This window comes from Novosphingobium sp. KCTC 2891, assembly GCF_025938155.1.
Lineage (GTDB): Bacteria > Pseudomonadota > Alphaproteobacteria > Sphingomonadales > Sphingomonadaceae > Novosphingobium.
This window is the reverse complement of sequence record NZ_JAPCZG010000006.1, coordinates 118,081-130,206: the sequence shown is the minus strand read 5'-3', so window position 1 is coordinate 130,206 and position 12,126 is coordinate 118,081. Positions and strand designations below refer to the sequence as shown.

At 67.7% G+C, this 12,126-nt stretch carries 11 protein-coding genes and 2 riboswitches; of the genes, 2 read left to right on the top strand and 9 right to left on the bottom strand.

Annotated features, from left to right (window positions below; translation table 11 throughout):
- Positions 1–38: 38 nt before the first annotated feature.
- Both OLX02_RS12950 and OLX02_RS12945 read left to right on the top strand, forming a co-directional pair.
- Entirely contained in the window at positions 39–1,382 is a 1,344-nt protein-coding gene (locus OLX02_RS12950) for an amidohydrolase family protein (protein WP_413630251.1), read from the top strand.
- A gap of 47 nt (positions 1,383–1,429) precedes the next feature.
- Positions 1,430–2,656, top strand: a complete 1,227-nt coding sequence (locus OLX02_RS12945; RefSeq protein WP_264423454.1) for a CynX/NimT family MFS transporter — start codon at positions 1,430–1,432, stop codon at positions 2,654–2,656.
- A gap of 190 nt (positions 2,657–2,846) precedes the next feature.
- Here the strand turns inward: OLX02_RS12945 and cobU are convergent, their stop codons facing one another.
- From cobU to OLX02_RS12900, 9 genes are read right to left on the bottom strand one after another with little or no spacing between them, the layout of a single operon-like run.
- Complete coding sequence (cobU, locus tag OLX02_RS12940; RefSeq protein ID WP_264423453.1) at positions 2,847–3,362, bottom strand: bifunctional adenosylcobinamide kinase/adenosylcobinamide-phosphate guanylyltransferase; 516 nt, start codon at positions 3,360–3,362, stop codon at positions 2,847–2,849.
- Complete coding sequence (locus tag OLX02_RS12935) at positions 3,359–4,819, bottom strand: cobyric acid synthase (protein WP_264423451.1); 1,461 nt, start codon at positions 4,817–4,819, stop codon at positions 3,359–3,361. Before OLX02_RS12935 ends, cobU begins: the two co-directional genes overlap by 4 nt.
- Positions 4,807–5,739 carry an adenosylcobinamide-phosphate synthase CbiB gene (cbiB, locus tag OLX02_RS12930; protein WP_264423449.1) on the bottom strand — a complete coding sequence of 311 codons (933 nt, stop codon included), beginning with the start codon at positions 5,737–5,739 and terminating at the stop codon, positions 4,807–4,809. The genes OLX02_RS12935 and cbiB overlap by 13 nt, the downstream gene beginning before the upstream one ends.
- Complete coding sequence (locus tag OLX02_RS12925; protein WP_264423447.1) at positions 5,732–6,730, bottom strand: aminotransferase class I/II-fold pyridoxal phosphate-dependent enzyme; 999 nt, start codon at positions 6,728–6,730, stop codon at positions 5,732–5,734. Before OLX02_RS12925 ends, cbiB begins: the two co-directional genes overlap by 8 nt.
- Positions 6,727–7,452: an adenosylcobinamide-GDP ribazoletransferase gene (locus OLX02_RS12920; RefSeq protein ID WP_264423445.1), complete on the bottom strand. Its 726-nt coding sequence runs from the start codon at positions 7,450–7,452 to the stop codon at positions 6,727–6,729. The genes OLX02_RS12925 and OLX02_RS12920 overlap by 4 nt, the downstream gene beginning before the upstream one ends.
- Entirely contained in the window at positions 7,449–8,027 is a 579-nt protein-coding gene (locus OLX02_RS12915) for a histidine phosphatase family protein (protein WP_264423444.1), read from the bottom strand. The genes OLX02_RS12920 and OLX02_RS12915 overlap by 4 nt, the downstream gene beginning before the upstream one ends.
- On the bottom strand, positions 8,024–9,040 hold the full coding sequence (cobT, locus tag OLX02_RS12910; RefSeq protein WP_264423442.1) for a nicotinate-nucleotide--dimethylbenzimidazole phosphoribosyltransferase: 1,017 nt from the start codon (positions 9,038–9,040) through the stop codon (positions 8,024–8,026). Before cobT ends, OLX02_RS12915 begins: the two co-directional genes overlap by 4 nt.
- Positions 9,037–9,444 (bottom strand): DUF1636 domain-containing protein, encoded by a 408-nt coding sequence (locus tag OLX02_RS12905; protein ID WP_264423440.1) that lies wholly within the window; start codon positions 9,442–9,444, stop codon positions 9,037–9,039. Before OLX02_RS12905 ends, cobT begins: the two co-directional genes overlap by 4 nt.
- Positions 9,444–11,381, bottom strand: coding sequence for a TonB-dependent receptor plug domain-containing protein (locus tag OLX02_RS12900; RefSeq protein ID WP_264423439.1), 1,938 nt, complete (start codon positions 11,379–11,381; stop codon positions 9,444–9,446). Before OLX02_RS12900 ends, OLX02_RS12905 begins: the two co-directional genes overlap by 1 nt.
- A gap of 204 nt (positions 11,382–11,585) precedes the next feature.
- A riboswitch (cobalamin riboswitch) is annotated at positions 11,586–11,777 on the bottom strand.
- A gap of 58 nt (positions 11,778–11,835) precedes the next feature.
- Positions 11,836–12,037: riboswitch (cobalamin riboswitch) on the top strand.
- Positions 12,038–12,126: the final 89 nt, after the last annotated feature.

Genomic DNA, 12,126 nt, shown 5'->3' with positions numbered 1-12,126 from the left:
CCGTCGATCTGCTGATCCGCGATGCGTGGATCGTGACCATGGACGACGAGCGCCGTATCTTCCGCAGCGGCGCACTGGCGGTGACGGGCGACCGGATCGTGGCGGTGGGGCCGAGCGACGACGTGGCGCGGGCAGTGTCCGCGAAGGAGACGATCGACGGCAGCCGCTTCGTACTGACGCCGGGCTTCGTCAATTGCCACGTCCACATCACCGGCGAGCCGATCACGCGCGGCTATGTGCCCGACGATACGGACTGGCGGACCAACGTGTTCGACTGGCTGATCCCCACCTACATGGCGCAGACGCCGGAGGATGAGCGGCTTTCCGCTCAGCTGGCGGCGGTGGAGATGCTGCGTACCGGCACCACCTGCTTCATCGAGGCGGGAACGATCATGGACCTGTCAGGCGTGGTCGATGTGCTCGGCGCCATCGGCATTCGCGGCCGGCTCGGGCAATGGGTGCAGGACCGCGCCTTTGCGCCTGATGATGACCAGGCGGCGCTGACCGCTGCGGCCATCGCCCGACTGGAAGACCAGATCGCGCAGTTTCCGGCGGCGGGAGACCCGCTGCTCGCGGCGTGGCCCTGCCTTGTCGGCCACAACACTGCGACCGACGATCTATGGCGCGCGGCGACGGCGCTGGCGCAGGCCAACGGGCTGGGCGTAACCGCGCACATGAGTCCGGACCCGGCCGACCCCGACTTCTACCTTGCCACCACCGGGCGCCGGCCGATCGCGCATCTGGCCGATATCGGCGCGCTGGGCGGCCACTTGTCGCTGACCCATGCGATTCACCTCGACGGTGAAGAGGTGGCGCTGATGGCCGAGACCGGCACACACGTGACGCATTGCCCGATGACCGCGATGAAGGGGGCCTATGGCGCGAGCACGGCGGGCAGGTTTCCGGAGTTGCAGGCGGCGGGCGTGGGCATCCAGCTTGGCACGGACGGCAACAACAACGGCAACTCGGCCGACATGATGCGCGCGATGTATGTCATGGCCGGGCTGTTCAAGGACGCCCGGCGCGATTCCGCGCTGTTCCCCGCGCATCAGGTGCTGGAGGCAGCGACGCTGAACGGGGCTGCCGGGGCGCGGCTGGGCCATGCCATCGGGGCGCTCAAGCCGGGGATGAAGGCCGACTTCGTGGCCCACGACCGCGACCGGCCGGAATGGGTGCCGCTGCTCAACGTGATCAACCAACTGGTCTGGTCGGCGGACGGGCGCGGCGTCCACTCGGTGTGGGTGGACGGGCGCCGCGTTGTCGAGGGCTACCGCGTGACGACCATCGACGAGGACCGCCTGTTCGCCCAGGTCGAAGCCGCCGCGCCCCTGATCGTGGCGCGTGCAGGCAAGTCCGTGCCCTGCGCCTGGCCCGTGCTGTGACTCAATTTCCTTCCCTTGCGCACCGAAGCCACCAGAGGAGCCGCGCGATGCGATATGTGCTGCAGGCCGCGTTCAGCGCGCTGTATTTCCTGCTGATGGCGGCAACGTTCAACTCGTTGGGGCAGGTGCTGCCGTTCATCGTTGCGGACCTTCATTTCAGCTGGGCGCAGGCGGGCATGGGTTTCACCCTGCTGGGCACCGCCTGCGGCGCGGCGAGCCTGTTGCCCGCGGCGACGATCCGTCGGTGGGGCGTAGCGGTGACGCTGGTGCTGGGCGCGGTGCAACTGATCGCCGGGTTCACGGCGCTGGCGATGATGCAGGGCGTGGGCGCATATGTGGTGGGGACGTTCCTGCTGGGCATGGGCTTTTGCTTCTGCGGGACGATCCCGGCGGTGCACGTGATCGGCCATGCCTTCGAGCGGCGGCGGGCGACTGCCATCGGGCTGTATTTCACCGCCGGCAACCTCGGCGCGGTGTTCGGTCCGCTGCTGTTCTACGGGGTGCACACTGCGACGGGCGACTGGCGGCTCTATTGGTTGCTCTGCGCAGGCGCGGCGCTGGTGGTAGGCGGTTTCGCTGCGCTGGTCAGCCGGCGCGACGAAGTGCTGCGCGGACGTGCGGCGCTGTCGGACGAAGAGGCCAGCCCGGCTGCGGGCTGGACAGTGCGCCGGGCGATGACGACGTGGCAGTTCTGGATGGTGGTTGCCGCCTACACCGGGTGCCTGCTGATCAACACCACGATCCACAGCTTCGCCTACCAGCACCTGCTGGAGCGCGCGGTGTCGCCGGGCATGGCCACGATGGTGATCAGCGCGGCGGCGATGGTGGCGGCGGGGGCGGCGGCGCTGGCGGGGCTGGCGGGCCAGCGTTTCGACCCGCGCCAGCTGACCATCGTGGCGCTGGTCACGCTGGCGCTGTCCTCGGCCGCTCTGGTCCTGCCGACCAACTGGGCTTCGCTGACGCTGTTCGCGCTGTGCTTCGGCGTGGGGCTGGGGGCCAGCACTGTCAGTACGACCCTGCTGCTGCGCGAATGGTTCGGCGGGCTGGCCTCGCTGGAGCTCTATTCGGTGATGACCGTGGTTTCGACCGCCGCAGCGTTGGGGCCGAGCGTAGGCGGGCGGCTGTACGACACCATCGGCAGCTTCGCGCCCAGCCTGCTCGGGCAGGCCGGTGTCGCCGCCGTGCTGGCGATGGGGGTCGCCATGATGCGCCAGCCCGGCGCGCGGCCCGAAGCGGTTGGGGCCGGCGTCGGGGCGATCGAGGAAGCAACCTAGGGCGGTGAGCGCAATGCCCAGGCAGTGGCAAAGGGATTGCACCCTCTGGCAACGAGGTGGGTGAAGGGTAGGGTCGGGCCATGGGCCGCCCTCGCAAGCCAGCAAATGCGTTCAGGTATTTTCATGCGTTGCCGGAGGTAATCCGCGTCGTCGTCCTGATGCAGGTGCGCTTTCCGGGCGAGAGGTCCGCTCACCTCCGCCCCTTGAGCTGCATTGGCAGACCTGCCGCCAGGAACACGACCTCATCGGCGGCGTCGGCCAGCGTCTGGTTGAGCCATCCGGCTTCATCGCGAAAGCGACGTGCAAGGGCATTGTCGGGTACGATGCCCAGGCCGACCTCGTTGGCGACCAGGGCTAAAGGCACTGAGCAGGATCCAACCGCGCGGATCAGGGCATCGCGGGCGCCAGGGATGTCGTGGTCTGCCAGCATCAGATTGGATAGCCACAAGGTCAGGCAATCCACCAGAAGCGCATCTGCATCGCGGGACGCCGTTTCAATGGCGCGGGGCAGGTCGAGCGGGGCTTCTATCGTTTGCCAGCGAGGCCCCCTGTCTCGGCGGTGCTGCGCTATACGATCCACCATCTCATCGTCGCGTGCCTCGGCCGTGGCGATGTATGCCAGCCTTGCGCCACAGGCTTCGATGCGCTTTTGCGCATAACGGCTCTTGCCCGAGCGGGCTCCGCCCAGCACCAGTAAACGCGTCATCGTCCCCGAGCCCGTGCCAAGGCAATCAGACCGTCTATGTCGAGGTGCTGCTCCAGCGCTTGCGCCAGGTCGTCCAGCGCAGAATTGACCAGCGCGGCATGGTCTCTGCCCGTACCCTTCGCCCCGATCTGCGCGAGCAGGGCGGAGCGTAATCCTGGCTGCGCCAGCAAGCCGTGGCAATAGGTGCCCATCACCCGGCTGTCGGCACTCATGGCACCGTCTGGCCGCTGTCCATCGAGCAGCGCGAACGGTCGCGCGGTGTCCGGGCCGGTAGTCTCGCCCATGTGCATTTCGAAGCCGTCAAACGTGGCCCCAAACGCCGCGCCCGAGACGTGGCGCAAGGCTTTGTCCGGCGTGAGGCACGTGGTCACGTCAAGCAGGCCTAGGCCCGCGATCGTGCCCGGGGCGCCTTCGATACCGAACGGGTCGGCAATCGTGCGGCCCAGCATCTGATAACCGCCGCACAGGCCCAGGACGATGCCGCCACGCCGGTGATGGGCCAGCACATCGATATCCCACCCCTGCGCCCGTACGAACGCCATGTCCGCGATTGTCGCCTTTGACCCGGGCAGGACGACGAGATCGGCCTCTGCCGGAATGGCGGCACCGGGCGGGATCATCGCCAGTTCCACCTCCGGCTCCTGTCGCAAGGGATCGAGATCGTCGAAATTCGAGATTCGCGGCAGCATCGGACAGGCCACCAGCCTGCGCGAAGAGCGGGATGGCCGTGGCCGATCAAGCACCACCGCATCCTCGCTCGGCAGCATCGCGATGCAGGGAAGCCAGGGCACAAGGCCGAAGCCGTGCCAGCCCGAAAGCCGCTCTATTGCTGCGTAACCGTCCGTGAACAGCGCCGGATCGCCGCGGAACTTGTTGACGATGAAGCCGCGGACCATCGCCGCGTCCTCCGGATCGAGCACCGCGCGCGTTCCCACCAGCGAAGCGATGACGCCACCCCGGTCGATATCGCCGACCAATACCACCGGGACATCGGCCGCGCGGGCAAAGCCCATGTTGGCGATGTCACCTTCACGAAGGTTGATTTCTGCCGGGGAGCCAGCCCCTTCGACGATCACCAGATCGCAGCGGCGCTCCAGCCGCTGCCAGCTTTCGAGCACTTCGGGAAGGAGGCTGCGCCGGCCTTCGCGGAAATTGGCGGACCCAAGCGTGCCGCGCACGCGGCCGTGGACAATCAGTTGCGAGGTGTGGTCGGCCTGCGGCTTCAGCAGCACCGGGTTCATGTCGGTGTGCGGATCGGCTCGCGCGGCCAGTGCCTGCAGCGCCTGTGCCCGACCGATTTCTCCGCCGTCCAACGTGACCGCGGCATTGTTCGACATGTTCTGCGGCTTGAATGGCAGAACGCGGATGCCCCGGTTGGCGAGTGCGCGGCACAGCCCGGCCACCAGCACCGACTTGCCCACATCCGAGCCCGTTCCCTGCAACATCAGCCCAGCCACGCCATTCCTCCCGCAATCAACCAGCCAAGCACGCACGCGCGGCGATAGACGCGCCTCGCCCGCACCAATTCCTCCGGACCGGCCGCTTTCCCCTCGCCGATCCACGGCTTGTCCATCATGTCTCCGTCGTAGCACGCCGGCCCTGCCAGCCGCACGCGCAGCACGCCGGCCATTGCGGCCTCGGGCCATCCCGCGTTGGGTGAATCATGCGCACGGCGATAGCGCCAGCCGATGCGCCAGCCTCCCGGCCCGGCGATGCAGATCAGCACGGCCGATATCCGCGCCGGGACAAGGTTCATCAGATCATCAAGGCGCGCCGCAGCCCAGCCGAAATCGCGGTAGCGCTCATCCTTGTGACCGATCAGGCTATCGGCGGTGTTGACCGCTTTCATGATCCACACGCCCGGCAGACCTGCGACGAGCAGCCAGAACAGCGGTGCGATCACCCCATCGCAGAAGCTTTCGGCAAGGCTTTCAATCGCTGCGCGCGCCACGCCGGCCTGATCGAGTGCTGCCGTATCGCGTCCCACGATCATGCCGACCGCGGCTCTGGCACGGTCGAGATCGCTTGCCTGCAGAGCCTCGATCACCGGCGCGACGTGCTGGTCGAGACTGCGCTGCGCCAGCGCGGGCCATGCCAGCAGGGCCGTGACCAACCAGCCTGCGGGGCCAGCCTGACGCGCTGTGAGCGTCAGCAACGCGCCGCCCAGGCCGGTCAGAGCAATCAGCGAAACAATCGTCGCAACACCACCGGCCTTGCGCACCGCAGCGCTCGCATCATTCCGGTTCCAGCGACGCTCGCAAACGGCGATGAACCTTGCGAAAGCGCCGACCGGATGGCCGATCCGGGCGTGCACGCGCGCCGGCCAGCCCAGCGCTGCATCAAGGGCAAGAGCCGCAAGGGCCACAGGTTCAGCCATGCCCGCACACTTCCGCCAGTGCGGCGTCCAGCCGGGCAACCGCCGCGTCGCCGTGCGGAAGGCCGATGCGCAACAAGTCAGGTCGTTCGGCGAAGGGGCGGGTCAGGATATGCCTGTGGGCCAGACGGCGGAACATGTCGCCGGCGTTCGGCGCGACGATCAGTCGGAACAGCGGGCAACCACCGCGGGACGAAAGGCCGTGGCGCTGAAGCATGGCGTCGAGCGCATTGGCTTGGAAAGTGAGGTCTGACCGCGCTGCGTCGATCCATGTGCGATCGGTGTAGGCCGCTGCGCCGAACGCCAATGCGGCGGCGTGGACCGGCCAGTCGCCAAGGCCTTCGCGCAGACCTTCGAGCACTTTCGGCGGGGCAATCACGAAGCCGAGCCGCAGGCCTGCGAGGCCAAAGAACTTGCCGAACGAGCGCAACACGATCAGCCGCCGTCCTGGGGCCACCGCGCCCGCGATGCTCCAGCCGGGATCGCAATCGGCAAAGGCTTCATCGACAATCAGCCAACCGCCGTGACGCTCCTGATGATCCAGCAACGACAGCAGCTTGGCTATAGGAAGGATATGGCCGTCCGGATTGTTGGGATTGCCCAGAACCAGCACGCTCGCGCGGTGCGGCAAATGCGCAAGGTCTTCGATGGCATCTGTCTGCGCGAAAGCCGCGCGGTAGGTGCCATAGGAAAGGGGCTGGTGCAGGCCGGGGAGGGCAAGCAGGCGGGCAAGTTGGCGCAGCCCGGTCTCGCTTCCGGGCACGGCAGCGCAAAGGGTCGCGTCGCAACCGAAAAAGCCGGCAGCGGCGTGTTCCAGCCTGGTCAGCGCGCCTTCATCGGGCAAGGCTTTCCAGTCTACCGAAAGGCCCGCGTCCGGTTGCCAGCTGAAGGGATTGATGCCGGTGGAAAGGTCGAGCCAGTTGGCCGCCTTTCCGCCGAAGCGGGCGCAGGCTTCAGCCAGGCGCCCACCGTGATGCGTAAATTCCGCGCTCATCGGGCGAGCACCAGCATGAGCAGCGCCCCGGTCTCGACCAGTTCGATGCCCGCGCCATGGCCATCGCCCGATATCCCGCCGATCCGGGCGCGCAGCCACAGCGCCCACAACGGGACTACGGGCAATGCCGCCAGCAAGAGGGGGCAGGCAGCCGCGGCGCAGGCGGCCCACACGGCAAGCCAGCCGGCAAGCACGAGCCAGTTCGCACCGCGCCGGAACAGCGTGCCGAACCCAGAGTGAAGGGGGCGGAGCAGCAGGGTCCACGCGAGAGGGCCGATGCGCGCCAGCACCGGCACGAGGACCAGCATCGACATAGGCCGCCCCGCGTCCCCGTCCCCCAAGAACAGATCGAGCAACACGAACTTGGCCAATAGCTGCAAGGTGATGGTAACTGCGCCGAAACTGCCGAGATGCGGATCGGCCAGCACTTCACTTATGCGGGCGCGGTCGGCATGGGCAGCGCCAGCGGCGTCGGCAATGTCGCCCAGTCCGTCGAGATGGAGCGCGCCGGTCATGCATACCCAGGCGGCAAGGCCGAGCAACGCGCCCAGCGCCGGATCGCGCGTTTCGCCGATCCATGCTGCGCCCGCGACTGTTCCGCCCACCAGCAGCCCCGCTACCGGAAACCAACGGATTGCCCTGCCGAAGTCGTCATCGTCCGCTGCGATCGCTGGAAGCGGCAGGCGCGTCATGAATTGCACGGCGAGGAGCAACGGCTTCACGACAGCACACCAGAGCCAAGCCCGATGATCTGTCCGGCGAGGCTGTCTCCGGTCCAGATCCTGAGCGAGAGCAGCGCGCCGTAGGGCAGATCGAGCGCCCAGACCTGCCGGTGGTCAAGTCCTGTCGTGATTGACACGGCCGCACGCATCGCTCCGCCGTGGGTTACGACCAGCGTGGCATCGTCCAGTTCGGTCAGCGCCGAACCGACCCGCTGGCGGAGGGAGGACCAGCGCTCGCCCTGCGGTGGCGGACAAGTCTCGGGATCGTCCCAGAACCGTGCCAGGGCGTCGCGCGGCAGGCTTTGCGGCGCAAGGCCGTCCCACGCGCCGAAGTTCAGTTCCCGCCAGCGTCGATCGACGGTGAGGTCCACACCCCTGTCGGCGGCAAGCACTTCTGCCCCGACAAGGGCGCGCCGCAGATCCGAAGTCACCAGGCGGCGGATCGTCAGGGCCGCCGGTACTGCGCCGCGCAGCCCGCCCGTCGGATCGCAGGGGGGCTCGTCGCAATGGCCGAGCAGCAGCCCGGTGCGCGCTGGCGGGCCGTGCCGGAGCAGGTGGACGACTTTGCCGCTCACAGCTCTTGCGCCACCGAGGCCTCGGCAAAGGTCGCCATGCCGTTATGCGCGGCCAGCGCGGCGCGCACGAGGTGGACCGCCACCGCTGCGCCCGAGCCTTCTCCCAGCCGCATTCGGAGGTGGAGCAGAGGTTCAAGCCCGAACCGGTCGAGCAGCCGTGTATGGGCCTGTTCGGCAGAGCAATGCCCGGCGAGGCAATGCGCGGTAACGGCAGGCTGTGCCGCGACGAACGGCGCGATGGCCGCGCTGCAGATGAAGCCGTCGAGCAGGACCGGCACGCGGAATACCCGCGCTGCAAGGATGGCGCCCGCCATTGCGGCGATTTCGCGCCCGCCCAGACGGCGCAGGGCCTCGAACGCTGTATGGCAGTGCGGCCCATGCAGTGCGATGGCGCTTTCGACGGCGGCGATCTTGCGCGAAACGCCCTCGTCATTCACGCCGCTGCCACGTCCGCACCAGTCCGCCGCGCTCCCGCCGAAAGCCTGCAGGCACAATGCAGCGGCAGGCGTGGTGTTGCCGATGCCCATCTCGCCCACCAGCAGCAGATCCGTCCTTGGCGTGACGACCGCGGCGCCGGCCGACATCGCCTCGAGGCATTCCTCGGCTGCCATCGCGGGTTCGTGGGCGATGTCCCCCGTCGGCCTGTCGAGCTCCAGCGACACGACGGACAGTTCAGCCCCACAGGCCGTTGCCAGCTGGTTGATTGCGGCGCCCCCGGCACGGAAATTGCCGACCATCTGCGCGGTCACTTCCGTCGGAAAGGCGCTGACCCCGCGCGCCGCGACCCCGTGGTTTCCGGCAAAAACAGCGGCCTTCACCTTATGCAGCGAGGGCCTGGGATCGCCCTGCCACCCTGCCATGAACAAGGCGATCTCCTCCAGCCTGCCCAATGATCCGGCGGGCTTGGTCAGCGTGGCCTGGCGATCCGCTGCAGCGGCGATCGCGACGTGGTCCGGGGACGGCAGAGCCGCGAGCACTTCTGCGACGGTGCTTTCGCTATCGAAACGGATCATGAGCAGACGAACCCTTCGGGCGGCGTGCGGGTGATGAAATGACCCTTCACCCCTTGCGGCCACGCGCCATAGGGCACCACGCCTTCGGCACTATCCGCATGCAGCACCGCATATTCGAGAATGGCGCGGGCTTCCTCCTCGACGGGGGCGAACCCGCCGAGGACATAGCCAATCCTGCCCGGCGCTCGCACGTGCACCGTGCAGTGGCGCTGGCAGGCAAAGAGGCAGGCCATTTCCTGCACTTCGACCGTCGCCAGCGCGGGGTCGGCCTGCTGCACGGCGCGCAAGACCTCGGCAAGCAGCGCCCCGCCGCGTTGGCCGTGCTCGTTTTCGCGCTGTTCGGCGGAAAGGCGGCAGGTGGAGCATACCACCACCGCCGGCCCCTGTTGGACCGCGCGCAGCATCAGAAGCGGCTCCGCAGGCCGAGATAGACCGTGCGACCAAGCGCGCCATAACCGCCTGCCGTCTCGTAGTGCTTGTCCGAGAGGTTCTCGATCCTGCCGTTCAGGGTCAGCCCCTCGGCCACACGCCACTGCGCGCGCAAGTCGATCAGCCAATACCCGGACAGTACGGTGGAGTTGCCCGCCCGATCGAAGCTGGCGCCGGCGTGGCGCGCGGCCAGGCTGGCGCGCAGCCCGGACGGCAGATCGATCCCGCCCTCGATATTGGCAAGGTGGCGAGGCACGCGGGCCAGTTGGCGCCCCAGATCGACGCTGCCGGGCGAGCGATCCTCCGCCGCGATCCAGCTGTAGTTGCCCGCTGCGAAAACGACGCCAACCTGCGCCCGGGCGGCCAGCTCCAGCCCCTTCGCATGGGCCTTGCGCACGTTGGCATAGTAGCCGAAGCGGCTGGTGGTGGTGCCGGGGATGAAGCAGGCAGCAGGCAGCGCGCCGGTCGTCGGGCAGAAGGCGAAGTCGATCAGGTTGTCGGTATCGCGCTCGAACCAGGTGGCCGAGGCGTGCAGCACCTTGCCCAGCGACTGTTCGGCTCCGACCGACCAGCCCTTTGCCTTCTCCGGCTGCAGCGCGGCCGAGCCATAGAGGCTGAACATCTGGTAGAGCGACGGGGCCTTGTATCCCTGGTCGTAGCTGCCGCGCAGCACGGTGCGGCCGGCGTTTGGCGTATAGACCGCGCCTGCTGTGAACACGGTGGTGCCGCCAAAGCGCGACTGGTCGTCGTGGCGCACGCCGCCGTTCAGCGTGAGACCGGCGAGCGGCGTGACGCGCAGTTCGCCATAGATGCTGTTGGTGGCGGCCGCCTGCGGCGTCAGTGTGTAGGGCGCGGTGCTGTTTGCAGGTGAAGCGCTCGTCATGCGCTGTTCCTCGCGCTCGGCCCCGAAAATGGCCTGCACCGCGCTGCCCACCGAAAGCGAAGCCTGATACTCGAAGCGCCGCACGCGGCCATGAGCATCGAAGTTGAGGGGGCGGATCGACCGGGACGGGTCGTAGTTCTCGCGGTCGGTCGCGCTCTGCAGCACGGCCAGCCGTTGGGTGAAACGACCGTCGAGCAGCGTCAGGTTCAGCCCCGCGTAGCCGGTCCATTCGGTGGTGAGCCCATAGCTGCGCGAATCTCCCGAGGTGCCGTCGAAATCGTTGCGCGCGTCGGCCCAGTAGCCGCGCAGGTCGAGCGAAAGGTTCGGCGCAAGTTTGAGCGTGGCGGTGCCGCTGGTCGAAGTGCGGCGGTAACCGTCGGGCTCGCTGCCGTTGCTGCGTGCCGAGATGCCATTGGTGGTGAAGGCGGAACCCGCAACCCGCCAGTCGAGCAGCGATCCCGTGCCGCCGATCCCGGCTTGTGCATTGACCGTCGCGTGGGTGCCCGCTTCGACCGCCATGCCGCCTTCCAGCGGCTTTTCGGCCCTGCGCGTCAGCACATTGACCACGCCGCCGATGGCATCGCTGCCCCACAGGATCGACTGCGGCCCGCGCAAAATCTCGACCCGCTCGATATCGTCGATCAGCAGGTTGGAAAAGGAATAGCCGCCCCCCGTGGCCGATGGATCCGAGATCCGCACGCCATCGATCACCATCACGGTCTGCGAGGAATCGGCGCCGCGAATGCGCAGCGACGTCGCCGTGCCAAAGCCGCCGTTCCGGGTCAGGCTGATGCCGGGGGTACGCACCAGCAGATCGGTCAGTGCGATCGGCTGCTGCTGGCGGAGGGCTGCTTCATCCAGCACGGTCACGGTGGCAGAGACGCGGTCCTGCTCAACCGGGCTGCGAAGCGCGGTGACGACGATCGAACTGTCGGCTGCCTCGCCGGGGACGGATTCGGCAAGGGCAGGGGATGCGGAGGCCGCGAGAAGGGCGAGAACGGAAACGACAGGATATTGGGCAAGGCGCACGATGCGGCTCCCTCTGGTACGAACGGCATGGACCCGCCGTTCCGACCCGCGAAGGAAGCGCGCGCCAGCGCTTGCACCTGGACAAGGCGCAACGTGGCGACGCTTCCCGCACGGGGCTTCCCGGCAGGCAGTGGCTGTCGTTGCGCGAGGGATTGTCCCACCTTGCAGGCGGGATCCTCGAACGTCCGGTGCACCCTGCCCGAACGAAGAACGACCGCGTCAGGCAGGTCTCCTGGCTCACGGGTCAATGCCGATCCGGCCGCCTTCTCAGGATGATGAAATCCCAATGGCGTAGTGGCCGGATGGCTCGCCGCTTACAGTTGCAGGGGCAGCCGCGGTTTTACACCGCGTTCCCTTTTGATCCCCTCGCGGGGAACCTGTCGCGGTGCCGCAGATAGCGAGGGCATCCGCATGCTGCAAGCGCGAATACTTGCGCAGATCAAGACCTTGCCATATCATCGGGAATGTAACGGGTGCCCGAGAGGGCTTAATCGGGAAGTCCGGGCGGCGGCGAAAGCCGCTCAATCCGGCACTGCTCCCGCAACTGTAACCGGTGAGCGCATCGCCATCATGCCATTGGGATTCGTCCCGAGAAGGCGGCGACAGGCGCGACGATCCGGGAAGTCAGGAAACCGGCCTGTTGCGTCGTTCCTCTGCGCGGGCGGGATGCACCGGGCGGACGAGGGCTTTCCCCTTCGCGGACGACACATGTGTGCGTTGTTGCCGAAGGGAGCCTGTGATGACC